At 33.7% G+C, this 26,506-nt stretch carries 31 protein-coding genes and 1 pseudogene; 5 read left to right on the top strand and 27 right to left on the bottom strand.

Features of this window, described 5'->3' with window-relative positions:
• Positions 1 to 46: 46 nt before the first annotated feature.
• From ACLBWW_RS13225 to ACLBWW_RS13245, 5 genes are all read right to left on the bottom strand, one after another.
• A complete protein-coding gene (locus ACLBWW_RS13225) occupies positions 47 to 871 on the bottom strand; it encodes a PP2C family serine/threonine-protein phosphatase (protein ID WP_088110299.1) in 825 nt (274 codons plus the stop codon).
• Positions 855 to 1,397 (bottom strand): HIT family protein, encoded by a 543-nt coding sequence (locus tag ACLBWW_RS13230; RefSeq protein WP_095205759.1) that lies wholly within the window; start codon positions 1,395 to 1,397, stop codon positions 855 to 857. The genes ACLBWW_RS13225 and ACLBWW_RS13230 overlap by 17 nt, the downstream gene beginning before the upstream one ends.
• A gap of 40 nt (positions 1,398 to 1,437) precedes the next feature.
• A complete protein-coding gene (locus tag ACLBWW_RS13235) occupies positions 1,438 to 1,605 on the bottom strand; it encodes a hypothetical protein (protein ID WP_048547350.1) in 168 nt (55 codons plus the stop codon).
• Between the two features lie 360 nt (positions 1,606 to 1,965).
• Positions 1,966 to 2,802: an ABC transporter permease gene (locus ACLBWW_RS13240; RefSeq protein ID WP_000095064.1), complete on the bottom strand. Its 837-nt coding sequence runs from the start codon at positions 2,800 to 2,802 to the stop codon at positions 1,966 to 1,968.
• Positions 2,795 to 4,000, bottom strand: a complete 1,206-nt coding sequence (locus ACLBWW_RS13245; protein ID WP_000370614.1) for a quaternary amine ABC transporter ATP-binding protein — start codon at positions 3,998 to 4,000, stop codon at positions 2,795 to 2,797. Before ACLBWW_RS13245 ends, ACLBWW_RS13240 begins: the two co-directional genes overlap by 8 nt.
• 171 nt (positions 4,001 to 4,171) lie before the next feature.
• Here ACLBWW_RS13245 and ACLBWW_RS13250 point away from each other — a divergent pair, with 171 nt between their 5' ends.
• On the top strand, positions 4,172 to 5,029 hold the full coding sequence (locus ACLBWW_RS13250; RefSeq protein ID WP_098221967.1) for a glycine betaine ABC transporter substrate-binding protein: 858 nt from the start codon (positions 4,172 to 4,174) through the stop codon (positions 5,027 to 5,029).
• 44 nt (positions 5,030 to 5,073) lie between these two features.
• Here ACLBWW_RS13250 and clpP read toward each other — a convergent pair whose 3' ends face one another.
• Positions 5,074 to 5,655 (bottom strand): ATP-dependent Clp endopeptidase proteolytic subunit ClpP, encoded by a 582-nt coding sequence (clpP, locus tag ACLBWW_RS13255; RefSeq protein WP_000991621.1) that lies wholly within the window; start codon positions 5,653 to 5,655, stop codon positions 5,074 to 5,076.
• 21 nt (positions 5,656 to 5,676) lie between these two features.
• Positions 5,677 to 6,363, bottom strand: coding sequence for an RNA polymerase subunit sigma-70 (locus ACLBWW_RS13260; RefSeq protein ID WP_098079751.1), 687 nt, complete (start codon positions 6,361 to 6,363; stop codon positions 5,677 to 5,679).
• 143 nt (positions 6,364 to 6,506) lie between these two features.
• Here ACLBWW_RS13260 and ACLBWW_RS13265 point away from each other — a divergent pair, with 143 nt between their 5' ends.
• From ACLBWW_RS13265 to ACLBWW_RS13275, 3 genes are all read left to right on the top strand, one after another.
• Entirely contained in the window at positions 6,507 to 6,827 is a 321-nt protein-coding gene (locus ACLBWW_RS13265; protein ID WP_001125375.1) for a 2Fe-2S iron-sulfur cluster-binding protein, read from the top strand.
• Between the two features lie 4 nt (positions 6,828 to 6,831).
• On the top strand, positions 6,832 to 7,494 hold the full coding sequence (rpiA, locus tag ACLBWW_RS13270; RefSeq protein ID WP_098143882.1) for a ribose 5-phosphate isomerase A: 663 nt from the start codon (positions 6,832 to 6,834) through the stop codon (positions 7,492 to 7,494).
• Between the two features lie 106 nt (positions 7,495 to 7,600).
• Complete coding sequence (locus ACLBWW_RS13275; protein WP_098123849.1) at positions 7,601 to 8,035, top strand: GNAT family N-acetyltransferase; 435 nt, start codon at positions 7,601 to 7,603, stop codon at positions 8,033 to 8,035.
• A 117-nt stretch (positions 8,036 to 8,152) separates the two neighbouring features.
• On the opposite strand, the gene ACLBWW_RS13280 is transcribed toward ACLBWW_RS13275, so the two are convergent.
• From ACLBWW_RS13280 to recQ, 20 genes and pseudogenes are all read right to left on the bottom strand, one after another.
• Entirely contained in the window at positions 8,153 to 9,520 is a 1,368-nt protein-coding gene (locus tag ACLBWW_RS13280; protein ID WP_098221970.1) for a lytic polysaccharide monooxygenase, read from the bottom strand.
• 454 nt (positions 9,521 to 9,974) lie between these two features.
• Positions 9,975 to 11,168, bottom strand: a complete 1,194-nt coding sequence (locus tag ACLBWW_RS13285; RefSeq protein ID WP_098221972.1) for a macrolide family glycosyltransferase — start codon at positions 11,166 to 11,168, stop codon at positions 9,975 to 9,977.
• Positions 11,169 to 11,260: 92 nt separating this feature from the next.
• Entirely contained in the window at positions 11,261 to 11,941 is a 681-nt protein-coding gene (locus tag ACLBWW_RS13290; RefSeq protein WP_098067952.1) for a formylglycine-generating enzyme family protein, read from the bottom strand.
• A 161-nt stretch (positions 11,942 to 12,102) separates the two neighbouring features.
• Positions 12,103 to 12,606 carry a DNA topology modulation protein gene (locus tag ACLBWW_RS13295; RefSeq protein ID WP_000720552.1) on the bottom strand — a complete coding sequence of 168 codons (504 nt, stop codon included), beginning with the start codon at positions 12,604 to 12,606 and terminating at the stop codon, positions 12,103 to 12,105.
• The gene (locus tag ACLBWW_RS13300; protein ID WP_098221975.1) at positions 12,603 to 13,532 is read right to left on the bottom strand and encodes a phosphotransferase enzyme family protein; all 930 of its coding nucleotides are present in this window, start codon (positions 13,530 to 13,532) and stop codon (positions 12,603 to 12,605) included. The genes ACLBWW_RS13295 and ACLBWW_RS13300 overlap by 4 nt, the downstream gene beginning before the upstream one ends.
• A gap of 24 nt (positions 13,533 to 13,556) precedes the next feature.
• Positions 13,557 to 13,943 (bottom strand): ribosomal maturation YjgA family protein, encoded by a 387-nt coding sequence (locus ACLBWW_RS13305; protein WP_447614068.1) that lies wholly within the window; start codon positions 13,941 to 13,943, stop codon positions 13,557 to 13,559.
• 65 nt (positions 13,944 to 14,008) lie between these two features.
• Complete coding sequence (locus tag ACLBWW_RS13310) at positions 14,009 to 14,716, bottom strand: class I SAM-dependent methyltransferase (protein WP_000655256.1); 708 nt, start codon at positions 14,714 to 14,716, stop codon at positions 14,009 to 14,011.
• A gap of 21 nt (positions 14,717 to 14,737) precedes the next feature.
• A complete protein-coding gene (locus tag ACLBWW_RS13315; RefSeq protein ID WP_048547363.1) occupies positions 14,738 to 15,091 on the bottom strand; it encodes an MmcQ/YjbR family DNA-binding protein in 354 nt (117 codons plus the stop codon).
• Between the two features lie 15 nt (positions 15,092 to 15,106).
• Positions 15,107 to 15,510: pseudogene (locus ACLBWW_RS13320) on the bottom strand (GNAT family N-acetyltransferase).
• 35 nt (positions 15,511 to 15,545) lie between these two features.
• Positions 15,546 to 15,962, bottom strand: coding sequence for a GNAT family N-acetyltransferase (locus ACLBWW_RS13325; protein ID WP_000680417.1), 417 nt, complete (start codon positions 15,960 to 15,962; stop codon positions 15,546 to 15,548).
• A 28-nt stretch (positions 15,963 to 15,990) separates the two neighbouring features.
• Positions 15,991 to 16,362 (bottom strand): hypothetical protein, encoded by a 372-nt coding sequence (locus tag ACLBWW_RS13330; protein WP_098067956.1) that lies wholly within the window; start codon positions 16,360 to 16,362, stop codon positions 15,991 to 15,993.
• Positions 16,359 to 17,135, bottom strand: a complete 777-nt coding sequence (locus tag ACLBWW_RS13335; RefSeq protein ID WP_098221978.1) for a serine hydrolase — start codon at positions 17,133 to 17,135, stop codon at positions 16,359 to 16,361. Before ACLBWW_RS13335 ends, ACLBWW_RS13330 begins: the two co-directional genes overlap by 4 nt.
• A gap of 162 nt (positions 17,136 to 17,297) precedes the next feature.
• Positions 17,298 to 17,810 (bottom strand): GNAT family N-acetyltransferase, encoded by a 513-nt coding sequence (locus tag ACLBWW_RS13340; protein ID WP_098067957.1) that lies wholly within the window; start codon positions 17,808 to 17,810, stop codon positions 17,298 to 17,300.
• 34 nt (positions 17,811 to 17,844) lie between these two features.
• Positions 17,845 to 18,855, bottom strand: coding sequence for an HAAS signaling domain-containing protein (locus ACLBWW_RS13345; RefSeq protein ID WP_048547372.1), 1,011 nt, complete (start codon positions 18,853 to 18,855; stop codon positions 17,845 to 17,847).
• A complete protein-coding gene (locus tag ACLBWW_RS13350; RefSeq protein WP_048547374.1) occupies positions 18,842 to 19,189 on the bottom strand; it encodes a PadR family transcriptional regulator in 348 nt (115 codons plus the stop codon). The genes ACLBWW_RS13345 and ACLBWW_RS13350 overlap by 14 nt, the downstream gene beginning before the upstream one ends.
• A 169-nt stretch (positions 19,190 to 19,358) precedes the next feature.
• Positions 19,359 to 19,691: a DUF952 domain-containing protein gene (locus ACLBWW_RS13355; RefSeq protein WP_048547376.1), complete on the bottom strand. Its 333-nt coding sequence runs from the start codon at positions 19,689 to 19,691 to the stop codon at positions 19,359 to 19,361.
• A 76-nt stretch (positions 19,692 to 19,767) separates the two neighbouring features.
• A complete protein-coding gene (locus ACLBWW_RS13360) occupies positions 19,768 to 21,849 on the bottom strand; it encodes a HelD family protein (RefSeq protein ID WP_048547378.1) in 2,082 nt (693 codons plus the stop codon).
• A 116-nt stretch (positions 21,850 to 21,965) separates the two neighbouring features.
• Positions 21,966 to 22,709, bottom strand: coding sequence for a class I SAM-dependent methyltransferase (locus ACLBWW_RS13365; protein ID WP_048547379.1), 744 nt, complete (start codon positions 22,707 to 22,709; stop codon positions 21,966 to 21,968).
• Between the two features lie 179 nt (positions 22,710 to 22,888).
• On the bottom strand, positions 22,889 to 23,272 hold the full coding sequence (locus ACLBWW_RS13370; protein WP_048547381.1) for a gamma-glutamylcyclotransferase family protein: 384 nt from the start codon (positions 23,270 to 23,272) through the stop codon (positions 22,889 to 22,891).
• A 23-nt stretch (positions 23,273 to 23,295) separates the two neighbouring features.
• The gene (gene recQ, locus ACLBWW_RS13375; RefSeq protein ID WP_447614069.1) at positions 23,296 to 25,413 is read right to left on the bottom strand and encodes a DNA helicase RecQ; all 2,118 of its coding nucleotides are present in this window, start codon (positions 25,411 to 25,413) and stop codon (positions 23,296 to 23,298) included.
• Positions 25,414 to 25,697: 284 nt separating this feature from the next.
• Here recQ and ACLBWW_RS13380 point away from each other — a divergent pair, with 284 nt between their 5' ends.
• Positions 25,698 to 25,859 (top strand): hypothetical protein, encoded by a 162-nt coding sequence (locus tag ACLBWW_RS13380; protein ID WP_048547384.1) that lies wholly within the window; start codon positions 25,698 to 25,700, stop codon positions 25,857 to 25,859.
• Positions 25,860 to 26,506: the final 647 nt, after the last annotated feature.

A 26,506-nucleotide genomic window follows, 5' to 3' on the forward strand; every position in this document is an offset into this window, starting at 1 on the left:
AATACTAATAAAATTCCTTTAACTAAAAGCGGTGATGTCTCCTCCTTTATCTTTTCTCCGGCTGATCACTCGGATAAGTAGCATTCTCTTTGTTTTCAACGTCCCAACTAATAATTGTCGCACTATCTCGTCCGAATTGATGATGGACGTGCTCTAATACATGATAAACACTTTCTTCAAGTTCTATATTATTTCTGTTCATATCATTATATAGATTTAATGGTGTTTCATAGTGTCGTTCCCCGCATTCTAATACTCCATCTGTAACCATTACAATTCGATTCTTCCCAGTACGTAATTCACGAATTCCGGTTGAGTAGCAAGGTACAGATAAATCAAAGGTATTTACATTTCCAATCCATTCGTAAAAGTGACGTTGATTTAATGCATATTGTCCTAACTTATGTAACTCTTCATGAAATACATAAACTAAACAATCGCCAATAGATAACCACCATATGTAGTTTTCTTTTCTTACACATATTAAGCACGCTGTTTCACCTTTTACTCTTTTGCACTTTTCTTTAAATGAGGGGGATTGAAAGATAGTAAGTATATGATTTTCAATAGATCGAAATACTGTATCAATCGATTCATTCATCATTACTTTTATATTTTCATATTCTTTTTCAACTGTATTTACTACTAAATCAACACTTTCCGCACTATTATGTCCATCTAAAATAGCTGCAAATTCCCAATCACCATTTGACCAAACTAACGCACCATCTTCGTTCTTTTTTGCTCCGGCGCTTATATTCCCGCCGTATTTTCCAAGTACAACGTCACCATATTGTTTAACTGAAATTTCTCCTAAACACATTTCTGTATTTCCAACCCAAGAATATTGTCTATTATTTGTTGTATGCATACTCATTTAACATATACTTTCGTATTCTTTCACATATTTTTTTGATTTTCTCTTCGTCACCATATGGCGCATCAGTCCATTTCGCTACTTCAGTTGGTGACCAAAATTCTCTGGGTGTATTTGGATAACGCGGTATGATGTGCATGTGCATATGTGGTACACCATTTCCTGAAACAAAAGTGTAAATATGCTCTGCACCTTCGCTTTCTTTTAACGCTTTACTTACTCTACTTGTTATAAGTCCGAACGTTTTCGCTTCCTCATCTGTTAGTTCAGCAAGACCAGGTATATGTCTTTTTATATCTATCATTACATAACCAAGGTATGTTTCTTCACTATCCCAGTGGACATGTCCAACATAAACGAGTTCATCTTCATAAATAGCTCCACCTGGAACTGTAATATTTCCTTTATGTTTCTCGCAAATAAAGCATTTTCGTTCTACTTGATTATTTGTTGACATATCCAGCACCATCCTTTTTATTAATAATATCATAAAAAAAGGATTTATATTCCGAAAATTCATTCTTTCAATTCGGCAATTTTTGAAATAAATTTGCACCTTATTATTTCTTCAAAAACGCAATCCCAATTACGATTCCAATCACAATTCCGATTACTAAATTATTAGTAAAGAACCCTTGAAACACACCGATTACAACCCCTATACCGACACCTATTGCCAAGGCATCATTCCTTTTATTATTTTTAGCCAAAATTGCATCTCCTCCCATCATTTCTCCCTAAATAACATACATTTACTTGAATGTATTAATATATTCACTATCTCACTTGAATATTTCCAAAAAATGCACTATAACTTCACATATAATATTTTCCATTTTCTGTGCATACTCCTTTTATAATGAAAAAATTTCAAGTAACCATTAAATATATATAGGCATTTACTATAAGAAATATCAGTAAGTTATTTAAGGAGGAATGATTCAAATGCATCCTCATTGGAATCCAAATATAAATCAATGGAACAACACCAAAAACAAGTTTGTGCACCACCTGGTGGTTCTGTCATTGTTCGTATGTAATCTATTCAAACAAAAAACACACTTTGTATAATAAAGTGTGTTTTTTTGTTATCTTCTTTTTTGATGAAATCCTTGTGTAATACGGTCTAATATAATCGCAATGACAACGATAGCTAGTCCGGCTTCAAATCCCATTCCGATATTAACTTGTGTTACAGAGCGGTATACATCAACTCCAAGACCTGGTGCTCCTACAAGAGATGCTGTTACTACCATAGATAAAGAAAGCATAATGCTTTGGTTCACGCCAGCCATGATCGTTCCAGTTGCGAGTGGTAATTGTACTTTAAATAATTTTTGTGATGCGGTAGAGCCAAACGCATTCGCTGCTTCAATTAAATCTTCTGGAACTTGTCTAATTCCTAAGTCAGTAAAACGAATTGTCGGTGGCATTGCAAAGATTACGGATGCGATAATCCCAGGCACTACACCTACTCCAAAAAATGTAATCGCAGGAATAAGATATACGAAAGCCGGCATTGTTTGCATAAAGTCTAATGTCGGTTTTAAAAATTTTGAGAAGCGTTCATTTTGAGAAGCTAAAATTCCGATTGGGATTCCTACAATAATTGAAATAATAACAGACGTAAGTACAAGTGCTAATGTTTGCATCGTCTGTGCCCAGTAGTTAATATTTAAAATAAATAATAAACCAATCAGTGTAAAAATAATTAAAGATACTTTTCTCGTTGTGTACCAAATGAGGAAACAAAGAATAATAATCATCAATATGGCCGGTATTATTGTTAAAAAATTAGTGAGTAAATCAACGAATCCACCAATAATATAAGAGAATCCTCGGAATAAGCCTTCAAGGTGCTCATATAAACTTGCAACAAATGAATCAACCCATTCCCCTAAAGGAATACGTGGTATACTACTCATCGTCTTTCACCTCTTCCTCAATATTACCTGCAAGAGCTTGAATGACACTTTCGCGTTTAATAATTCCTCTTAGCCTTTTCTTCTCATCAATTACTGGTAACGGATATTTCATCTCCGCCATTTTCGCATACGTTTCTTCAAGTAAAGTATCTAAATACACATGCGGGATATCGGTAAGTAATAAATCAGCAATTGGCCACTGTTTTTGAACGGCTTTACTCGCATCATCTGCCGTTAATATCCCTAAAAACTCATACTTTTTGTTAACAACATACACAGTAGAAACGCCAGCGTTCCTCATAATTTGAAGTGCTACACGCGGTCCACGATCAATTAATAAAGTCTCCGGTCGTTTTAATATAGATTCCGCCGTAATTACTTTCCCTAAATTTACATCCGCTACGAATTTCTCTACAAATTCATTGGCAGGACTCATCATAATTTCTTCCGGTGTTCCAATTTGGACAATCTCTCCATCTTTCATTAATGCGATACGATCTCCAATTCGAAGAGCTTCATCTAAATCATGTGTAATAAAAATAATTGTTTTCTCCATTTTATCTTGTAATTCTAACAGCTCATCTTGCATTTCTTTTCGAATCAGTGGGTCTAATGCACTAAATGACTCATCCATTAACAATACATCTGGATTATTTGTTAATGCCCTTGCGATTCCAACACGTTGCTGCATACCGCCACTAAGTTGACTTGGATAATTATCTTTATGATGATCAAGTCCTACTAACTGTAGCGATTCTAACGCTTTATTCTCTCGTTCCTCTACTGGTACTCCTTGAATTTCTAACCCGTACGCAACATTTTGTATCACTGTACGATGTGGAAATAAAGCGAACTTTTGAAATACCATACTCATCTTCGTTCTTCTCACTCTTCGCAACTCTTCTTTTCCCATCGTTGCGATATCTTCACCATCTATGTATATATGTCCCGCTGTTGGTTTAATTAATTGGTTTAACATCCGAACTAACGTAGATTTCCCGCTACCAGACAAACCCATAATAACGAAAATCTCTCCAGTATATACTTCAAAGGTTGCCTTTTTTACACCAACGTTCATTCCTGTCTCTTTCAAAATTTCCGATTTGCTTTTTCCTTCTTTTAATAAAGACAGCGCTCTTTGCGGGTGTTTCCCAAATACTTTTGTTACGTTTTCAACACGCACCTTTGTATTATCCATGTCACTACTCCTTTTCTACCCATCTATTCATATAGTGTTGCGATTTTACAAAGAAATATTACATAAAAATGACATTCATAAGATTTCTTTAAAATTCGCGTTTCCGTTCATAATAAGAATGCTTACTTATACATTTATTTAAAAAGGCAAGCATTTTTTAGGAGGGTTTCGATGAAAAAGAAAATACGGCTTATATGCCTTGCATTATTTATTACTATGATATTCTCTTCATGTAATGCAACAAATGCAAATTCGAAAGGAAAAATTAAACTTGGTGTAACAAGTTGGAAAGAAAACATTGCAACCGCAAACATGTGGAAAGTTCTATTAGAACAAAAAGGCTATAAAGTTGAGCTCATGTATTTAGAAAAAGCGGCAATTTGGACTGGTGTCGCTCGCGGTGATGTTGATGCTAATTTAGAAGTATGGCTACCCGTTACGGATAAACCGCTAAACGATCGTTATAAAGATGATATTGTCTTAAAATCAAAATGGTATGAAGGTACCGGACTTGGCCTTGTCGTACCTTCTTATATGAAAAACATAAACAGTATTGAGGATTTAAATGCTCATAAAGATGAACTAGATAACAAAATTGTCGGTATCGAACCCGGAAGTAGTCTTATGAATTTAACGAATAAAGCAATGAAGGAATATAATATAAAACTAAAACTTGTCCAATCTTCTGAAGCTGCGATGATGAGTGAATTAAAGAAAGCATATACGAAAAAGAAACCAATCGCTGTTACGCTTTGGAATCCGCATTGGGGCTTTTCAGAATTTGACTTAAAATATTTAAGAGACCCTAAGAAAGTATATGGTGAAAAAGATGACATTTATTACTCCGTTCGTAAAGGTTTCGAAAAAGATCATCCGGATATCATAAAATACTTTGACAAATGGAAAATGAACGATGAACAGCTTGGTACATTAATGGTCGAGTTAAATAAAACGAAAGATCCCGAAGAAGCGGCGCGAAAATGGATTAAGAACAATCAAGTGCTAGTTGATGAATGGATAAAAGATTAATAAAACAGGCTAGAGGATATGCTATTCCTCTAGCCTGTTTTATCTTATTTTTTCGTAACAACATCATCTACAATCCCATATTCTTTCGCTTCTTCAGCAGTCATAAAATAGTCTCTTTCTGTATCATGTGCTACTCTTTCAATCGATTGCCCCGTTTTTTCTGCAATCATTTTATTAATATCACGCTTTAACTTTAGTATTCTTTTCGCTGTTATTTCAATTTCTGTTGCCTGGCCTTGCGCACCACCAAGTGGCTGATGAATCATAATTTCACTGTTAGGGAGCGCAAACCGTTTTCCTTTTGCACCTGATAATAATAACAATGCACCAAATGATGCTGCAAATCCCATGCATAGCGTTTGTACATCTGGTTTAATGAGATTCATCGTATCTAATATGGCAAAACCCGCTGTTGTTGAACCACCTGGGCTATTGATGTATAAATATATATCTTTCTCTGCATCTTCCGCTTCTAAAAATAATAATTGAGCTACGACACTACTCGCTACTTGATCATTTATTTCTGAACCGATAATAATAATACGGTCTTTTAATAACCTTGAATATATATCATAGGAACGTTCTCCTAATTTCGTTTGTTCTACAACATATGGAATTGCATTCATTTTATATCCCTCCAATAATTGTTATGCGGCGCAAAGCACACAACTGTAGGAAGAAGGTTTTTTCACATTAAATAATAAGACTGGCTGTTTAGATGGTAACTTAGTAAAATCTATTGTCGGAAGCAGTTTCGTTAATAATTCCGGTCTCTCCTCTCGAATAGACGTTACTACAACTTCCATATCATCTGTGAATTCGACGATCTCTATCCCTTCTTCACTTACAGTTTTCAGCCTATTTCTACTACGAAACAAAGAAGCTTTTACTGCCCCTTCCGATACGGAACATACTTTAGCAATATCAGCTAAACTATATTGAAAAACATCTTTTAATAATAAAATTGTGGATTGTTGTACATTTAATGACGATAATACTTTCCCTACCATTTCATGCAAATCTGCAATGTTCTCTTGTGGGGCATCAAAAATAATTTGTTCCTTTATTTTTTCATGAACTGATTTTGATTTCATCTGGTCTATCCAGCGATTTCTAGCTATTTTATATACAAGCGTCATACAAATATCTTTATTACTATATTTTTGAAGAACTTTACAAACTGTTTCTTGAGCAAGATCTTCGCCGTCCCATTTGTTTTTCGTTAAAAATGTACAGTACCTTTTCAATTCTCCATATTGCTCAATTAAAAAGTTTATATTTGAATGATTCATATCGATATGATTCTTTAAAATATGAGTTACTTTTGTGCACAAAATAACCACTCCTTTTCAGCGCTTACTTAATTAACGATTAAACAAATAAAAAAGTTACGGGGCATATAAAAATATTATGTTTATGTTCAATAATTCGCGGTCATAAATATGTTATGTACAATTTTACGTGAGGAGGAACAAATTTGCCAAAATTAACAATTGAAGGTGCGGGAACTTTTGATGTAAAAGAAGGCACAAAGTTAGTATTAGCGATCGAAGATAACGGTGTACACATTCTCCATCGCTGCGGTGGGAAAGCGCGCTGTACAACTTGTAGAGTAGAAATTATAGCAGGTGAGTTTTGTGAAGCAAGTTCTAATGAAAAAAATGCAATTACGGAAAAAGGAATTGAAGATCACTTACGTTTATCATGCCAAATGCACGTACATAAAGATATAGTCGTTCGTCCTATACTTACAGTGGAAAATTCAGGTCTAGATGCAGGCCCACGTCCAGCAGAATAATATGCTGAATTTAAAACAGCTCGCTGGTGCATATGCTGCAAACTTTGTAAAAGATGGGATGAAAGTTGGACTTGGCACAGGTTCTACTGTATATTGGTTGATACAAAAATTAGGTGAGCGTGTAAAAGAAGGCTTATCATTTCAAGCTGTACCAACGTCAAAAGAAACGGAAGTATTAGCTAAACAACTAAATATCTCTCTAATTTCGTTAAACGACGTACAAAGCCTTGATCTTACAATTGATGGAGCGGATGAAATTGATGCTAATTTACAACTTATAAAAGGTGGTGGTGGCGCATTACTTCGCGAGAAAATTGTTGCCACTTCCTCCAAAGAACTAATTATTATTGCTGACGAATCGAAACTTGTAACACATTTAGGTACTTTCCCATTACCTATTGAAATAATACCTTTTTCCTGGAAACAAACCGAAAGGAAAATTCAATCTTTAGGTTGTCAAACAACGTTACGTTTAAAAAATAATGAAACGTTTATTACCGATAACAATAACATGATTATTGATTGTATATTCCCTCATAACATAACTAATCCTACCAATTTACACACTCAATTAAAAATGATTACAGGTGTAGTTGAAACAGGATTGTTTGTTAATATGACTAGTAAGGCGATTATTGGAACAAAAAACGGGATAAAGGAACTATAATGAAAGCTGACTCTTACAGTCAGCTTTTTATATTTTCTCTGTATTGCGTATCATTATGATATACTATGAAAACAAAAGCACATCACACTAGAAAGGGCTGAACAATTTGCACTCTAAAGTCATAACAGAACTTACAGATTTAGAAACTGCCTTTCATATTCGAAAAGAAGTATTTGTAAAAGAACAAAATGTCCCTCTTGAAGATGAATTCGATACATTTGATAAAATCGGTGAGAAATGCAAACATATTTTAGTTTATTATAACGATCTTCCTGTAGGTACAGGTCGTATACGATTTGTTGACGGTGCAGGAAAATTAGAACGCATCTGTATTTTAAAAGACTATCGTAAATACGGATTAGGAAAAGTAATAATCAAAGCGCTAGAAGACATTGCTCGTGACAAAGAAGCTACAAAAGTAAAACTACACGGTCAAACACAAGCTGAAGGATTTTATAAAAAATTAGATTATCAAACTTCTTCTGATGTATTTATTGAAGATGGTATTCCGCACGTTCTTATGACGAAAGTACTATCATAATAAAAAGGGTAGTATATGAATTTATATACTACCCTTTTTTATTAATAGAAAAATGAATTCTCAAGATGTCCTTTTGCATCAAAGCCCATTATCTCTTAGTTCATACCTTAGTAAAGCTTATACTGTTTTCCATAATGATAAGGCATAAATCCAGTTTGGATCCCCATTTCCTTTATAACTCTGGACAGCTTCATATACTTTTCCCTCGTGTAGAACTCTATCTCCCTTTTCATATGCTTTCTTTGAATTCCACTCTTCATATGAAGCGCTTTCAGTTTTTGTAGTAATTGTGAATATATCACTCTGTACAGATTCATTTCCAGCTACATCAACAGCTTTCACTACATATTTATAAGTAGTATTAGGAAGTAAATTTTTATCCATATAAGAAGTCGCATTGGATGTTGCAATCTTTTTCATTGATCCTTCTGTTTCTCTATAAATATCGTAATGGTCTACACCAATATTATCGTCAGAAGGACTCCACATTAGATCCACACTTGACGCTGTCGTTCCCATACTATGTAATCCTTTTGGTTGTGTTGGTACTTCTGTATCAGGCGCCTCAACTGTTGTTTTTACTGTAAGCGCTGCACTTTCTTTCGATACATTTCCAGCTGAGTCAATTGATTTTACAGTATAAGAGTATTCTGTACTTGGTTGTAATTTTTTATCAATAAAATGAGTTCCTGGTACTGTATCAATCATCTCTCCGTTACGGAAGATTTGATACCCTTTTACCCCTACATTATCCGTAGAAGCGTTCCACGTTAGTTCTATACTATTCGCTGTTACTTTTTGTGTCTGAATTCCATTTGGACTACTTGGAGCTTCTATATCTGGTTTCACATCATTAATTAGATTAACATCAATTACATTATAGAATGCATTTGCTGTATCAGCTACATCCCATACTGCTAAAATCACATGATATCCACTTCTATCAGTAGGTACATTAATTTTGTGAGTTAAATGATTTGAGGCTGCAGAGCCATCATGTTGTACAGTTCCAATTGGTTCTAAATCTGCTCTTGTGAGCGCTTTATTTGGATTCCATCCTTTTTTAGTAATATAGTAATGCCATTTGCTCGTTAAGTGAGGCGCTGTATACTTCCAAGTAAAAGTATTTTCCCCGCCTGTGATTGTATTTTTAAACCAACGATTTGCTGTTTGTTGATCTAAAATACCACCAAATTTACCACCTGCAGAAGCGATTTGGCCATCAACTGGGCCAGCTTGCGGGAACCCTTTTGGAGCTTCCAAACTTTGTGGTTCATACATAACACTTCCGCAGTTTACATTTAGTGCACCATAAGTTGGACTACATAAAGCAGATCGGCTGCTAGGCTTTTCAACAAAACCGTGCGCGTATGCGTTTTGAGGAATAAGTGTCGTGCCAATAATTCCAGCTGTTAATGCAACAGCTCCTAGACTTTTTTTGTTCATTTTCATATTTTGTAGTTGTTTTAATAATCGATTATTCATATTCCTGTCCCCTTCTTGTTATACTTCGTAGTGTAATGTGGGCTTCGATGTAAAAGAATAACAAGAGACAATCTTGTATCGATGTATGTGTTCATTATGCATACACCGCAGTGAAAATATATTTCATTTCTTGTGAAATATTTCACTTGATGAATATATCATGACATAGAACTCGCCTAAGCATGTGCAGAAGTTGTGCAGAAACAGTGAAATTATTACTAACATATAAAACCACATCCTGAAATCATAAAGTAAAACTTTAATTAGTTGGGGTTTTACGGTCGGTTAATACGGGATAAAATAAAAGTGTGCAGCAGAAATTGTAGACTTAGTTCTCAAAATTCACATTTAGTATTTTCATTTTTTCCATTTAAACAATTCTTCTCTTCTTACAACAGAAAAGTGTCTATATCATTTAATATAGACACTTTTTTCATGTATAACTTTATATTTATTACTGACCTACAAATGTAAAAATTTTATCAACAGCTTCCTTATATCCACCCGATGTTCGGAATGATTCCTTCAAATTCAAAGCAGCCTCTTTATATGAAGGGTTATTTAAAATTAACTCCACACTTTCACGCAATTTCTCCACGGTTAATTCATTCATATGTAATTGAACTCCTGCTCCAAGACTCTCCACTTGCTTTGCGATTGCTGGCTGATCTGCACTTTGCGGTATTACAACGAGCGGAACCCCGTTATATAATCCTTCATGCGTACTGTTCATCCCGCCGTGTGTAATAAATAGTTTCGTATAAGTAAGCAGTTCGGTTTGAGACACATAGTTTTTCACAATGAAGTTTTTAGGGATTTCGCCTAGATCACTTATTTTTGTTTTATTACCAATAGACATAACAATTGTATGCTCACTATTCTCAAAGGCCTTCATACACAGTTTATAAAAGTCAATCGCTTCATTAAAAACAGTACCTAATGAAATATAAATCGGACTTTTTTCTTCAATTGAAGTAAAATCAACGTCTCTGTTTTTCATTTGTGCAGAGATAGATGGTCCTACAAATTTATATGTTTCATCAAACGTATCACCAAAAGGCTGGAACTCCTTAATTGTATACACAATAGTAAGGGGTGCAGGATTACAGAAAACTTCATACGATGATTTTATTTCAACACCATATTTTTCAGCAATTCCCTTCGTTAAGTTTTGAAAATCATTCTGTATTTTATCATGAATTTCTACTGGGATATTTTTTGACAGATGACCTAACATTTGCTCAAAGGATTTTTCATCCTGCGCAAAAGATGTGCATGAATTTATGGCTGGAAGTTTAAGAATTTGAGCAATTAAATGGCCACAACCAAACATAGAATCATGAATCATATAATCAAAATGTTCACCTTCAATTTGTTCTAGAACGCTAGATATTACAATATCCGCTGTATGTAGAAGGCCGTTTATTCTTTCCTGTAAATAATTTCTGCCTCCAGATAGAAACGCTTTTATAAATTTTTGATCATCAATCGTTCGTACAGTAGCACCTGTCTTCTCAATCCGATCCCTGAAAGCTTCTATTGAAAAATAAACGACCTCTTCACCACGAGAAATCAATTCTTCTACAACTTGTAAAGTTGGATTTATATGTCCTTCTGATCCAGCGTTAATAAATAAAACACGCGCCATAATAAACACTCCTTACGTTAAATCGTTTCTATGTTGGCAAGAGTACGGATTTTCTCCATACTCTTTTCTTAGTTGTTCGTAGCATGTTCCTACTAAATTGACCTAGCGAGTCTAAAACCGAGATCATCTATATGAAATGTAGGATGGCTTCGACGACGACAAGTAGCGCCGCACCCTCTCGCTGTTTCAGCCCAACTACCACCACGAAAAATGCGATATGATCCGTACACTGTTTCATCATACAAATCATAACACCATTCCCAAACGTTCCCTAGCATATCATAAAGTCCCCATGCATTCGGTTCTTTTTGGCCAACGTCATGAATCTCTCCATTTGAATTTTCATTATACCACGCTATATCATGGAGTTTCCCGTATGTATATCCGGTTGTACTTGCTTTACATGCATATTGCCACTCTGCCTCAGATGGTAATCGGTAGCCATTTGAATCTAAATTACATTTCACAATTTGACCACCATCACTAATAGAATAATATTCTTTTAATCCCGCTTTTTTTGAAAGTACATTACAAAACGCAATGGCATCGTTCCATGAAATATTGACAACTGGTTTATGATTTTTATCAAAATTATTTAATGGACTATTTGTAATAGCATCATATAGTTCCATTGTTACAGCATACTTCGCAAGAAGAAATGGTTGAATTTGCACTAGCCATTCTTTTTTTATTCGATCATCTCTTAATACTACCTCTCCAGCTGGAATATTTACCATTAATGAATCGATTGTTTGAATTAAATCATTAGTCATTTTCTATTCCTCCAAACGTTCATTTTATATGAATTTATAGTCATATACTCATTACAAAATACAATTTTCAAAAAGCGTTAAATTTTTCATAATAAAAAACGATTAGTTTAATTAAACTAATCGGTAAGATCCAAAAAGAATTGTTGTGTCACATTCTATTATTATATGTGCTCTAAAAATTTCCGAACCTCATTTGGAGATTTTAAAACAATAACCTTTTTCTCTTCGGACAATTGCTCTAACCCTTTTAAAATTGTAGGTCGTTTAGCATTAGGATATTTCCATATCCATTTAAAAAATTGCAAATCAAATCTTTCTTCACATCCCGCGCCCATATCTGGTCTTGTTTTATTCCGGTATTTTACAATTCTTTTAAACGCACGATAAATACAAATTGTTCTATGAATATCAAGGAAGATAATTGTATCAGCTGCATTCAGTCTGATATCCATCGTCCCGCCATAATTCCCATCAATAATCCACTTCTCATCTTTAATTAAGTTATTTTGAACTGCTATTTGTTCTTCTCTCGGAACACCTTCCCAATTCGGTTTCCAAAATAATGCATCAAGATGATGCACCTTAATATTTAATTTATTTCCTAACTGCCTTGCTAATGTAGATTTTCCTGAACCACCAGAACCAATTAATATTATTTTTTTCATACCTTTACGATACCTTCTATAACTTTTTCAATAGCTTCCTTATTAGCAAAAATCCAGAAGAACATTTCTTCATTTAACTTTAATAAATCTGGTAACTGGACAAAATAAGCAATAAAGATAATTTGAATTGAAAGCATAACATACCAAACGGCTTTTAGTTCTTCTTTCGTTAAATCATTTTGTTTATAATAACCTTCAAAGACTTTGCTAACGATATGTAACCATTTCCCTCTTAATCTTTCATCACTAAATAGCTCGCTTAATATACTTGTACAGCAATAACATAAATCAAATATTTTTACATTATTTTCTAAAATTTCAAAATCTATAAACCCTTCCAGTTTATCATCTTTAAAGATTACATTTGATAGATGCATATCACGATGAATAATTTGTCTCGGTAATGAATGGACCGTTTCCTTGAAAGCTGCGTGCATTCGCTCCATCTTTTGAATTACCTCTCGATGAACATACTCATTCTTTTCTAAAATCGGTATAGCCCATTCAAATACCATCTTATATAAATCTCTTTTTATTAACTCATGGTCACTATTCACCGAATGTAATGCTTTGTGCAGATTAGCTATTTCTTCTCCAATTGTACTTGCTAGCCTTTCCAGCTTATTCGTATCTTTTATTTCTAAAACACTTCCGGCAACATACTCATATAAGCAATAACATTTTTCTTTATATAATACATATTGTTCATCATTTTCTGTCTTTACTACTCTCTGTACTTTAATTCCCTTTTCATACAGTTGCTTCAAAACATCGAATTCAACTAGAAGTTGCTTTATCGATCCCGTTCTCTTTAAAATGTACTCTTTATTCTTGCATAAAACCTTCGCTACTCTTGGTTGCATTACAATAGCTGTGACATGTTCATTTCGAAACCAAAGCTTTGCAATTTCCAGTGCTTGTTCCATTTACAAATACCCCTTTTACAATTCTTATTTCTTCCGAAAAATAACCTCACACAGTATTCCCACTCCAACACCAATTGTATAAGCCACTACATCACTCCACAAAAAACCGTATCCCAACACGAGTCCGCCCAAAGTCGTTGCACGAATGCTATCTATCCATTCCGCATGATACAATTGGCTCGCTTCAATCCCGTAGCAAAACATTAAACTAATAAAAGCCAACTTCTTCGTCTCTGTTTTAGGAAACAAAAATCCAAAGCCAGTGAAAATCATTAATGCCCATAATGCATCACCTAAATAATCATTTAATAGATGTGGTAGTACAAAAGCAAACTTTCTTGAGCTAAGACCTAAAATAATAACAACTATAGTAAATAGTGCATATACTACTCTATTTCGTTTCGTATTCATTTTAAAGTCTCCTAATATGTAATGTAAAACTGTAAATAGCTAGTAAAACAAAGTTATTTTACTAGCTATTTATTGATTGCTTTTATGATAAGAAAATGTGGATTCATATTTAAATAATGATATGATTTTTCGCTTACTTCTTTCATTTTTTCAATTGCCTTCGGTTCCACTATCTCTTCTAATACAAAATAATTTGTAGTTTCATTTAGTATGTCTTGTAATGATCTTCTAAAAAACTTGACTTCAATAGTAATATTCGGTTTAACCCAAGTATCTATTAATAACTGTTTTTCAAAATAATTTTCACATGGAAACTTTGTGAAATCCATAAAAGGATGATGAATAGAATAAATAAGTTCTCCACCTGGCTTCAATACACGACGAAATTCTTGAAATACTTGATTCCAATTTTCTATATAATGAAGAGTTAATGAACTTACAATCACATCATACGTATTATCTTCAAATGGCAATGTTTCTTGCAGATCATGACAAAGGAACGTCGCTTCTTCTCCTATATTTTCTTTTGCTGCTTTTACCATTTCAGGACTTACATCAATTGCTGTAACATTTGCTCCTCTTCCTATGAATTGAGAAGTATACCATCCAGCTGCACATCCAGCATCTAATATCTTTTTTCCTTCTAGTTCCTTTGGAATAAGCTCCATCATCGCCGGTCTTTCATAATAACTGTTATATGGATTTGCGAAATCTAGATTTTCTTTATATGTACTCGCTAATTTATCATACGTATCTTTAATCGAATCTTTCATTACACACACTCCTAATACATATTAATCCATTAACTCCTGCTGCTTTTTCTTTGAAAATGATTGTAGTACTAAATCATACGACCAATCAATCATTTTATTAATTTGCTCCTGCTCTATACCCTTATGAATATAAACGGTATTCCAATGTTTTTTATTCATATGATACCCTGGAATAATTGTTTCTGGATAATCTTCTCTTATTCTTAATGCGACTTCTGGATCACACTTCAATGTAATCGCAGCTTTTTCGCCTTCTTCATGATTTACTATCGCAAATATTTTATTATTAAGCCTCATACATGTTGCACTCCAGCCACCTGGAGAATCTTCTGTCGCTTTTCTTTTCGATAAACAGTACGCTCTTGTTGCATTCATTTTAATTGGCACCTCTTATTCTTTCCCTGTTTGATTACGATGCATCACAATTTGCTTCGTTGCTTGAAATTGCTGCTCACCGTAAAACTTTATTAGCTTCTCTCCGCAAAATAGACTAACAATATCAATATGAGATATTTCTCGAAGTAATATTGTAAGCATTTTCTCTCCAATACCTTTATTTCTTACATTCTCATGTACGACAACATCTTCAATGTATGCTCGAAAACACCATCAGAAACGACTCTAGCAAATCCAACTAATTCATTTTCTTCCCATACTCCAATGGCTATACTATTCTTTAACATTTTTTCAATATCGACTTCTTTTCTTTCTGGCCACCAACCGACAGAATCATAAAGCTTCTTTATTTTTTCTGCACAGATTGGTTGTTCTTGTTGCAATTTATACGTGTACATATGCTTTCTCCCATCAATCAGTATACATAATATTATTATAATCTCTTTTCAAAAAAGTGCTGACTATGACCTTTCGGATGATCTTCAACGATACCATACTCTCGGTAACCGTGCTTTTTATAAAATTCTGGCGCTTGAAAACTAAATGAATCTAGCAATATTAATCTGCACCCTTTTTCCTTCGCAATTTCTTCAATTTTATGTAACAGTTGACTACCATAACCGTCATGACGAACTGATTTATCAACCCATAAAAAGTCGATATGAAGATGATAAAAATACATCGTACCTGTTACACCACCAAATATTTTTCCTTCTTCATTTTTTACTACGAGACTTACTTCTTCCATCGGCTGTTTTACTTCATCTGTTAAGATGGACATATTATATTGAATGACTTTATTTTTAATGTATTCTCCTTCAATACGTGTACCGTTCTCTATATGTTTCATATACATTGCTTCCTTTCAACTTAGTAAGCTACATTTTATTTTTCCCCTTTAAAATACTAATCAAAACGAATCCACCATATGTAACAAAGCATGAAAAGCCAATTATCCCTGGTACAGAGACATAGCCTACCCTTATGTAACTTATAACTGCAAAACAAGCGATAGACAATAAAATAGATGGCCAAAATATAACAGCTATTTTTCTTCGCCCTCGTTTCGATGTACTTTCTTTCTCTTCAGAAACACGTGTGCCAAAAAGCAATACAATACAAATAAGGATCGCTGCAAAGTAAATCGTATCCAATGACAGATTATGATCATAAATCGCGATTCCAACTTCAATAGCGATAATTGTTAAAATTAATATGATAATTGTTGAAGTTTTTAAGTTTCTTTTCAATCGCACACCCCTAGCATGCTTTTACTATATTCTTTATATATGTATTTCAACGATACTGCAAAAACTTCATCTATTTCTTTATTTTCACTTCGATTAGGTAAATCTTTCCCCCCAATAACGTAAAGAACCGGGAATTTGTTAAACACCCCTATTATACCAATATTTATTATTGCTGTAGGCAATCCACCTGTCATATGAGCTATATGATAATATGGTATCCCTTCATATTCTCCTTGCTGCCTTACCATGCCATTAATAATTGGTTCCCATAATTCTGCTTCTGATTTATACCCCTGAAAAATATGTACTAACAGTGAAAGAACTTCATTTAATTCTCCAACATTTTTCTCATCTCTAGCGTCCTCTTGTATATGAATTTTTGAAAAGTACGTTTGGGCATACATTTTCACAACATCCCATCCACCACAGTACATTACAACTGACTGTGCAACGTAACTATCATGACATGCTATCATTACTTCTACTGCTTTACTAAGTGTTAAAGTCCTTCTCCCTTGTAAATGTGGATATAACTGCGCACTATCTTCTTTCGGATTAAATTTAACATGCTGAAGTATATCATTCCAATGACATTTATTTTCCTTCACCATTTGCGCTACTACAAATCCGATTACTACTTTTGCTGCCGATGCTAACGGAATATTTAATTCACCATTATATGAAGCAACTATACGATTGCTTTTTGTAGAATAAATAGTTATCCCAACATGATCAGATTGTATCTCTTTCATTTTTCGAATGACAGTTTCCATTTTCATTCCTCATTTCATATCGTTTTATCACCTTCAATAATTCAATATAGAATGTAAAAACCCTTTTTAGCAGATTAAATCGGCTATTACAATAAGAAAAAGATAGCATGAAATTTCTCCATGCTACCTTTCTAAAATAAATACTAGGAAAAATACAATTATCTATTCTTCCGTAGGCGTTTTAGGACCGCTAAGCTCCAATTGATAAAAAGCTAAATCTAGCCATTTATTAAACTTATAACCAGCCTTTTTGATTGTACCAGCATGAACAAATCCATAGTTTTCATGTAAAGAAATACTTTTCTCATTTTCCGCATCAATTCCAGCAATTAAAGTCATATATTCTCTTTCTTTTGCAATTGTGATCAATGCTCTCATCAAAGAAGTTCCAATCCCACATTTTCTATATTCCTTATCAACATACACAGAATGCTCAATTGAATATTTGTAGGCAGGCCAAGCTCTAAACGGACCGAATGTCGCAAAACCTACTACTTTATTATCTAGTTCATATACTAAAATCGGATAACCCTCAGACTTTTTCTGTTCATACCAATCTATTCTATTTTCAAGGGTTACAGGTTTATATGCATATACAGCGGTTGTATTTAGTATGGCATCATTATAAATATCTAAAATGTATGTTACATCTTTTTCCGTTGCTTCCCTTATCATCGTTTTCTTCCTTTCATATACGTTCTCTTTTTAACTACCTATTTGTTACACGAACACTAGCTTTTCGAAAGCCATCATAAATGTTTAATGCAGCAGATAAAACGTAAATGAGAATCCCCCCACCAATTAGCCACTTTTTAAGTTCTTCCAGAGAAATAGTGAACACATTTGCCACAAACGTAATAAATCCATCGGTAAATATGTGCGGATTTACTACAATTATAATGAATACTATTGTTCCAGCTATTTGGAGAATAGTATTCCCGATTGCCAATCTTTTCGTCCATTGTCCCTGTACTAACTTATAAAGAGATATAGCTATTTCAAAAACAATTATCATCACAACGATTAGCCAATACTGAAGTAACACATCTTGATTAAACGTTGGCGCGACAAACTTCAATCCACTTCCCGTACTACTGTATACGCCAACGAGATGATTCGCATAAAAGTAAAGTGTAGCCCATATTGCCGTCCACATTAACCCTCCAAAAACTTCAAACTTGGAGATTGCTTTTTTCTTCGGAATATACGAAATATTTTTCAAATCATCTGGCGTCCACTTTTTTAAACTTGTTGTCAACGGCTCGGTACCTTTGTCTTTATCCGTTCTTTCTAAAATAGCAAATACAAGTGTCAACCAGAAAAATACATGGAGGCCTACTTCGATAATTTCCCCAATTCCTTTACCTATCAGATTTAAAATAACATTTAATACCGCTTGCTCACCGTCATATCCTACAAAATTTTCTGCAACCATTGCAATGAGTGCGATAACAGCTGCAATCGGTATGATCATTTTTAATAACGTCGTATATACATCAAAATAACGTGGTCCAATTAAATACATCGGCCTATCTAAGTACCCATTTGCCAATGAAACTGGACTCCCCAATTTTTCAAGAACTCTTTTTTCATCATCTTCATTATAATCAGTCGGTAACATATCCTCGATTGTTGACCGTAGTTCAAGAATAATATCTTCACGATTTTTTTCAGGTAATCTCTTCGCTACTTCCTCGACGTAAATATCAATCAAATTCATTCTTGTCCTCCTCCTTTAATAATTTATAAAGTTCTTTCGAATCCTTTATCCATTCCTTTTTCAACTGCAAAAATATCTCTAATCCGTATTCACTTAAAATATAATACTTACGCGGTCTACTCTCCGTTTTATCCCAACTACTCGTCACTAGCTCCTGCTTTTCTAATCGGCGAAGTAGTGGATATAACGTACTTTGATCGATTGTAATCCCTGATTGCTCCAATAATTGAACAAGTGAATACCCATACTGTGGTGTTCTTAACTGGCTTAAAACCGCTAATGTTAATGTACCTCTTCTTAGTTCAGTAATTAACGAATTTAATAAAGCATCCATTCACTCACCTCATTTTCATTACTATATGTCATACAGTATGTGTTTTATACTATGTATCGTACAGTATTAATGTGATAAAAACAATACGTATTTACAAAAAATAGAAAATAAAAAAGCACAAACTATAGATTTTGTGCTTTTCTGGCTAATTTAAATGCTTATAACAATTTTAATTTTGTACCTCTTGTAATATAAACTCTCCTTTTTCTTTAATAAATGGGGTAACATTTACAACTGATTCAATATGAATTACTCCGTATACATGCGGATATTCTTGACCGTTAAAAGCAAGTTCATATTTTATTTCTGCTTTTATTAATGATGGATCAATTGTAAGTAATAAAACATCTTCTTCATGACTAAAATATTTTTCAGCAACTTCTAAAGCTTGTTTTAAAAATGAACAATGAATAAATCCTTCTTCTTTTAGTGAAGTTTCATTAATTTCTCCATTTATCTTTGCGATTTCCCAATTTCTTTTTGTTATTACTTTTGTGATCATTGTTATTTTCTCTCCATGTCTTTATATAGAAAAACAAGAGGTTCTTCTTTTTGTTACTAGAAACGCCTCTTGTTTTTCATATCTTTTTTATTCCTTTAATTAAAGGCGATGCTTCCCCGCTATGGAAAATCCATAAATCATGAAGTGACCTTGTACATCCGACATATAGTAACTTCGCATCATGTTTCGTATTTTTATAATGTTCTTCATCAACATCGATTAATAGAACAGCATCAAATTCTAGCCCTTTTGCCAAATATACAGGTACTACTGAAATACCCCCTTCATATTTACTTTGATCTGCTTCAATGACGTTTACGGCCAATCCTGCTTTTGTTAATTTCTCATATATATCGCGGCATTCATCTTCTGTTCTCCCTATTACCGCAATTGTTTTCACATCTTCGTTTTGTAGATGTTTTAACGTCTTCATAATCTCATTAAATTGATCTTCTGCATGGATTACCTTAACATTTTCACCACTGCGAAAAACTGGTGTTGCGAGCCCAACTGGAATCTCTGCGTTTTTAATTATTTCGTTCGCAAATTCTATAATTTCTTTTGTAGAACGATAACTTCTCGTCAGTTCATAATAACCTGTTTCTTGGAATACTTCCTTAAAAGCACCCCAATCTTCAATCCCTTGATAATCATAAATTGCTTGAGATAAATCACCTAATATAGTGAAAGAATTACCTAGTGTAATTTCTTTTAATACATACACTTGGAATGGTGAGAAATCTTGCGCTTCATCAATAACGACGTGATGGAATTTCTGTCCGATTTCAATACCTGTTATGCGGTGATGTAAGTAAATTAAAGCTGGTAAATCTTCTACATACACTTCTTTTTTACGACAACTCTTTTCAGTTTCTTTCACAAGTTCTTCAGGCAATACTTCGAGTATTTCTTTACTTTTCAATATTGAACTATAAAGTGAAAGTGGGCTCATTTTCGGCCAAAACTTCATATATGTGTTCAATCTCTTTGTCGCTTCTTTTTTTAATAATTTCTTCTCGTTTGTTTCTCCATACTTTTTCAGTTCAATTTCAATCCAGCGCTTCATTCGGCCGACTAATCTTTCTCTTCTTTTCTTTAATGGATAATGTTTATATTCAACTTGCATCCATTTTTTTATGTCTTCTACTGGAATAATAGCTTTGTCCCATGCCTCAAAATCACTTGTTGGTATTAATTCTTTTTCAAATTGAACCATTCTCTCTTCAATAAAGGACTTAAATTCCAGCGTGCCTTTCAATTTACCGAGCATAACCTTTTCTTCATCACGATTAATAGAAAAGGCTTCTTTCAACTTTTCTTCTGTTTGCTTTAGTTTCACAGAATCATCTAACGTACGTAATGCCCAATCTGGAAATGTTGTTTGACTAATATTCCCTACCCCTAATTCAGGAAGCACACTCGAAATATAGTCTAAAAACAGACTATTCGGAGCGAATACAATCATTCTCTCAGCTTCTAATTGTTCACGATATTCATAAATTAAAAAAGCAAGGCGATGTAAAGCGATCGTTGTTTTTCCGCTTCCTGCAACCCCTTGAATTAATAATGGTAAGTTTCTTTCCGCACGAATAATATCGTTTTGCTCCGATTGTATTGTCGAAACAATATCCTTTAGTTTATTATCTTTATTCTCACCTAATCGATATAGAAGAAAATCATCGGCATGTGAGACATCTTCATTTCCTTTTACATATGTATCAACAACACGTTCTAGTTCTCTTTTTCGAATAGAGATGTTTCGCTTTAAATACACATCACCTTCTACTAATCCGTCTGGAGATTGATAAAACGCTAATTCATCACCGCCGGTAAATGAATAAAACATACTTGCAACAGGTGCCCGCCAATCTATTACAATTGGTTTCATTGTGTCTTTATGTGAAACACCTACTTTACCGATGTAGATCGGCATAACACCTTCCTTGCCATCCTCTTGAAAATCTAATCTTCCAAAGTATGGTTCTTGTACACCGATACGTAAATTTTGCCTATTAGATTCTCTCATACTTTCTAGAATTTGTTCTTTAAAATCATCTCCATAATAAACCGGAATGTTTTCGAGCTGTTCTAATTGATCATCCATCGTACGTAATGTATCTTTCATCCTTTGTAACTCTTCTTCAAAAATATTGTTCATTTGATGATTCCCTCCTGTCCGTTCTAATTTTTCAGTCGAAATACAATTGTATTAAAAATCCATTTATAAAGTCAATAGTTTTAGTAAGAATTTTCTAAAATAAAGAAGAGTAGAGATTAATCTCTACTCTTCTTTATTTTAATTCGGTACGCCAAACATTCATTTAAAGTTGCTAATTCTTTATATTTTCGTTTTTCAAAATCATATGCTCCGCCTGGGAAGAACCCTACAATACTTAATCCAGCTTCAGCACATAGATTGCTAATCTCATCTACCGTATAACAACGTAAAGACTGTGTAACTATATCATTTGGATTATTAGGATGCCACCAATGATCTAACATTCTTTCATTTATACGATCATATTCGTATTTTCGCATAGCTGCACTTAAGGTCATTTCTTGTCCACTTACCTTTTTCCAATAAAGTGGTTGATAAATATCAATAAGTGCACATCCATCATCCTTCATCCAGTTTTTAATCCGTTTTAATAGAATCAATTGCTCATCATCTGATCCTACACCAAATCCGTCTAAATAACTAACAACATCAAACTTTTCTTCAAAATTAATTTTATAAAAATCAGCGCAATGAATATCTATATCATTAGTAGAATGTTCTTTTGCAAACATAACTAACTCTGGTACAAGCTCAACAGTAGTCATTTTTACTTGTAACTTAGACATCGCCCTTGCAAATCCACCATTTCCTGCTCCTAGTTCTAACATTGACTGAAATGGATGTCCAATTTGTTCTTGAACTTCTTTCGCAACCTGTTCTAACCAGTTTTCTGTATTAATATCGTAATTGGATAGTTCGAATTGTTTTTCGTAAAATTCTCTCACATCTAATTCATTCATTATTATTCTCCTCCTGCAATAGATTTTTCTTCTACAGGTGAGAAACTAAATTTCTGACACCCATGAAAAAAGGTTATTATTCTCTATATTTACAATTTTATCAAAATAATAAGAATTTTTAAAGTAACAATATAAAAAGCAGATAATGAATGATCCCACTATCTGCTCTATGGCTGCTATTATTTTTCTTGTTGATACTCTACCCAATCACCAGAAATGATAACTTTCTTTAGCATCTCTTTATCTTGAGCGACATACACAAATGCACGTATTATTCTATCTCCTAAATAAATCGTTTCGGTGATTCGGTCATATAAATCACTTTCTGCATTACCTGTATATTCTTCAAGTTCATCTAATTTTTGCAGAATAACCTCATTTACTTCATAAACTTCTCCGTATACTTTGTCTTCATTTGAACAAATCATTGCCGGATACCCCTCGTTTGTATCAAATAATTTCCCATACGTCCATGCTCCGTCTGCAATGCATATTGCACCTTGCATAAAATGAGCATTCGTTTGCTCTTTTCTTAATGTGCCATACACGAAAACGTGATGCATTCCCCTATCCCCTTTATATATCTCTACTTTCTAAATTGTAAATATGCACGAATCATAAAGTAACTCACTTCATTTGGAAGTTGTTCCTTAATCGATTTCAGACCACCTTCTGCATTTTGCACGGCAGTTTCAATCAGTGATTCATATTCTGCAGGAACAAAACTGTTCCAGTCTATTTCCATTCCATCTTCAAAAGAGCGAATTAAATGATTTTCAATTGTTTGTCTTGATAAGCCACGTTCTTTCGCAATTTCATCTAGATCAATGCCTTGTTTATACATTTCATACGTTTCTAAATGAGAATTTGCTGAAGCTTTCCCTGACTTTTTCCGCTCTGTCACCACTTCTGTTTTAACTGTTTCAGCATAGTTTGGATTGTCCTTAATAAAGTGCTGAATTGCTTGTAAGAAGTGAGAACCATACTTCACAAGTTTATGTTCGCCGATCCCTTTCACAGTTAAAAGTTCAGAGTCACTTTGTGGCATTTTTGCACACATATCCTTCAACGTTTGATCAGAGAAAATAACGAATGGAGGTACACCTTCTCCTTGCGCAATTTCTTTACGTACTTCGCGCAGTACTTCAAATAAAGGATGATCTTGAACAATTTGTCTTGTCTCTACTCGTTCTTTACGTAAAACATTCTCTTTACCTAATAATACTTCTTTCCCTTTTTCCGTAACTTTTAATGTTGGATACGTACCATGTTCTACTGCAATTAACTCATCTGAAATTAGAAACTCAATAAATTCACTAACTTCTTTTACGCTACGATTTGATAGTAACCCGTATGTTGGTAAAGTATGAAAATTGAATTCAATAACTTTCTTATTTTTCGAACCAGTTAAAACTTGTGCAATCATTTGTTTTCCAAATCGTTGGTTCGTTCTAATCATGCAAGATAGAACCATTTGTGATTCTCTCGTCACATCGATACTTTCCCGGTCGTCCGTACAATTTCCGCAGCGGCCACAATCTTCTTTCGGTTCTTCTCCAAAGTATTGCAAAATAAATGATTGTAAACATTGTTCTGTATGACAATAATCAGTCATATTTTGCAGTTTTTCAAGTTCATTTGAAAATCGAGATTCACCTGTCGATTGATCAATTAAAAAGCGCTGTACTTGCACATCCTGAGAAGAATATAGCAATATACACGCACTATCTAATCCGTCACGTCCAGCACGTCCTGCTTCTTGGTAATAACTTTCCATGTTTTTTGGCAGTTGATAATGGATAACGTAACGAATATTCGATTTATCAATCCCCATCCCGAATGCAGATGTCGCTATCATTACACTCACTTCATCACGTAAAAAGAGTTCTTGCTGCTCATTTCGATCGGTATCACTCATACCAGCATGGTATTTTGATACCGAAACTCCCGCTTTCATTAAATCTTCATACAACTGATCAACTACTTTTCTAGTAGCTGCATATATAATCCCAGATTCCTTTTGATTTTGACGAATATAATCCGCTAAATATGCATTACGATCTTGTCCTTTAATAACAGAAAATGATAAGTTCTCGCGCTCAAACGTTGTCATAATCGTATTTTCTTGATTAATTCCAAGCGTGTTGCAAATATCTTCACGAACTTGTGGTGTTGCCGTCGCAGTTAAAGCTAATACAAGCGGCTTTTCTGGAAGATAATCTAATATACGATGTATATGTAAATAACTTGGACGGAAATCATGTCCCCACTGCGAAATACAGTGCGCCTCATCAATTGCAATCATTGGGATTTTCATATCGATAAGTTGGTCAACAAACTCCATTGAATCAAGACGCTCAGGCGCTACATAAAGTAACTTATAATGTCCTTGTTTCGCTAATTGAATGCGTTGATTCGCTTCTGTAATTGAAATAGAACTATTAATATAAGTAGCTGAAATACCGTTTTGTACTAATGTATCTACTTGGTCTTTCATAAGTGAAATCAAAGGTGAAATAACTAATGTCGTTCCTTCGAATACTAATGCGGGAATTTGATAACAAATTGACTTACCACCACCCGTAGGCATAATACAAACCGTATCTTTCCCATCTAATACATTTTTAATTGTTTCATCTTGTCCTCTTCGGAATGACGAATAACCGAAATAAGACGCTAAAAGTTCTTGTGCTTTTGTAAACAAAAAAGAGTCACCTGCTTTTCTATATCTTTCATCTATTCCTATTATATCATCACTTATGCGTCATGAAAGTGATGAATACATGACTAACAGCTTGCTTTTTCATTTTTTATGCTTTTCTACGTTTTAAAGGTTGTTTAGCAACGGTGTTTTAATGGCTATTTATGTTTATAAATTTTAAAACAAAAATAAAGCGCATATAAAATGAATTGCAAAATAAATGTACATTTTATTACTCTTCCTTGAATACTACTAATCTTATACATATGAATTCAGGAGGTTACTATATGAAGCAGCAGAATATTAGTCCCATCAAGCAGAAAACAGTACCGAACCAACTCCAATTTTCGAATCATGATGCGTGGAAATATGAATCGTATTATAAATGCCAGCCATTATTTTCTTATAGAAAGCTTTTCCATTTTCTTTCTCAACTTTTTAAACGTTAATGTGTATGTGATATATTATCCATAATAATTTTCTCAATATATACCTTATAGAATTACTATAATACAGATGTTATCATATGAAATATTCTGTTGGATAAACCCCTTAAGTTGACCTGCTTATAAAAGCAGGTCTTTTTTGATTATTATATATTTCAGTACACTTTTAGATACACCTGTATATCTTTTCTCTATTTTATAACCATACTCCACTCACAACAAATGATAATAGTAACGAGATGTAAAATATAAGTTCTTAACATTTATTGAAGTAATTCTTTTTTTCTCCATACACAAAACGAATTTCACTTATTACTATAAAAGTACTCCAGATGAGTTTTTGCTCATCAACATTATCTAGTTAACGGGATCTGCTGCGGGAAGCTGATCTCTTTGACTTTATTAAAGATCCACTTTCATTTGGACACATTTACCAGGTTTTTTAAATAGAATTTTATGATAACATTACTTAGTCGAGTCCGACATCTCGGCAATACCCTTTTGAGGCTCTGCAACTTCCCTTGCAGAGCCTTGTTTATTTTTATATTCATTTTATTTGTATATATCGCAATAAAATTCTTCATCTTTTTCCATATCAATTTCTGAAATTAATTTAGGACACGTAACTAAAAATAAATTCCCATCATACT

The sequence above is a fragment of the Bacillus sp. M5A3_1b genome, assembly GCF_053345335.1.

Excerpts from the sequence above, each read along its gene's own strand:
- ACLBWW_RS13380 (WP_048547384.1), top strand. The coding sequence starts at position 25,698 with ATGAAGCAGCAGAATATTAGTCCCATCAAGCAGAAAACAGTACCGAAC.
- ACLBWW_RS13225 (WP_088110299.1), bottom strand. The coding sequence starts at position 871 with ATGCATACAACAAATAATAGACAATATTCTTGGGTTGGAAATACAGAA.
- ACLBWW_RS13280 (WP_098221970.1), bottom strand. The coding sequence starts at position 9,520 with ATGAATAATCGATTATTAAAACAACTACAAAATATGAAAATGAACAAA.
- ACLBWW_RS13305 (WP_447614068.1), bottom strand. The coding sequence starts at position 13,943 with ATGAATACGAAACGAAATAGAGTAGTATATGCACTATTTACTATAGTT.
- ACLBWW_RS13370 (WP_048547381.1), bottom strand. The coding sequence starts at position 23,272 with ATGCATCACGTTTTCGTGTATGGCACATTAAGAAAAGAGCAAACGAAT.
- ACLBWW_RS13300 (WP_098221975.1), bottom strand. The coding sequence starts at position 13,532 with ATGGAACAAGCACTGGAAATTGCAAAGCTTTGGTTTCGAAATGAACAT.
- ACLBWW_RS13285 (WP_098221972.1), bottom strand. The coding sequence starts at position 11,168 with ATGGCGCGTGTTTTATTTATTAACGCTGGATCAGAAGGACATATAAAT.
- ACLBWW_RS13295 (WP_000720552.1), bottom strand. The coding sequence starts at position 12,606 with ATGAAAAAAATAATATTAATTGGTTCTGGTGGTTCAGGAAAATCTACA.
- ACLBWW_RS13335 (WP_098221978.1), bottom strand. The coding sequence starts at position 17,135 with ATGGAAACTGTCATTCGAAAAATGAAAGAGATACAATCTGATCATGTT.
- ACLBWW_RS13355 (WP_048547376.1), bottom strand. The coding sequence starts at position 19,691 with ATGATCACAAAAGTAATAACAAAAAGAAATTGGGAAATCGCAAAGATA.
- ACLBWW_RS13325 (WP_000680417.1), bottom strand. The coding sequence starts at position 15,962 with ATGAAACATATAGAGAACGGTACACGTATTGAAGGAGAATACATTAAA.
- ACLBWW_RS13350 (WP_048547374.1), bottom strand. The coding sequence starts at position 19,189 with ATGGATGCTTTATTAAATTCGTTAATTACTGAACTAAGAAGAGGTACA.
- ACLBWW_RS13315 (WP_048547363.1), bottom strand. The coding sequence starts at position 15,091 with ATGAATGCAACAAGAGCGTACTGTTTATCGAAAAGAAAAGCGACAGAA.
- ACLBWW_RS13250 (WP_098221967.1), top strand. The coding sequence starts at position 4,172 with ATGAAAAAGAAAATACGGCTTATATGCCTTGCATTATTTATTACTATG.
- clpP (WP_000991621.1), bottom strand. The coding sequence starts at position 5,655 with ATGAATGCAATTCCATATGTTGTAGAACAAACGAAATTAGGAGAACGT.
- ACLBWW_RS13310 (WP_000655256.1), bottom strand. The coding sequence starts at position 14,716 with ATGAAAGATTCGATTAAAGATACGTATGATAAATTAGCGAGTACATAT.
- ACLBWW_RS13345 (WP_048547372.1), bottom strand. The coding sequence starts at position 18,855 with ATGAATTTGATTGATATTTACGTCGAGGAAGTAGCGAAGAGATTACCT.
- ACLBWW_RS13230 (WP_095205759.1), bottom strand. The coding sequence starts at position 1,397 with ATGAATTTTCGGAATATAAATCCTTTTTTTATGATATTATTAATAAAA.
- ACLBWW_RS13235 (WP_048547350.1), bottom strand. The coding sequence starts at position 1,605 with ATGGGAGGAGATGCAATTTTGGCTAAAAATAATAAAAGGAATGATGCC.
- ACLBWW_RS13245 (WP_000370614.1), bottom strand. The coding sequence starts at position 4,000 with ATGGATAATACAAAGGTGCGTGTTGAAAACGTAACAAAAGTATTTGGG.
- ACLBWW_RS13340 (WP_098067957.1), bottom strand. The coding sequence starts at position 17,810 with ATGATAAGGGAAGCAACGGAAAAAGATGTAACATACATTTTAGATATT.
- ACLBWW_RS13360 (WP_048547378.1), bottom strand. The coding sequence starts at position 21,849 with ATGAACAATATTTTTGAAGAAGAGTTACAAAGGATGAAAGATACATTA.
- ACLBWW_RS13290 (WP_098067952.1), bottom strand. The coding sequence starts at position 11,941 with ATGACTAATGATTTAATTCAAACAATCGATTCATTAATGGTAAATATT.
- ACLBWW_RS13240 (WP_000095064.1), bottom strand. The coding sequence starts at position 2,802 with ATGAGTAGTATACCACGTATTCCTTTAGGGGAATGGGTTGATTCATTT.
- ACLBWW_RS13365 (WP_048547379.1), bottom strand. The coding sequence starts at position 22,709 with ATGAATGAATTAGATGTGAGAGAATTTTACGAAAAACAATTCGAACTA.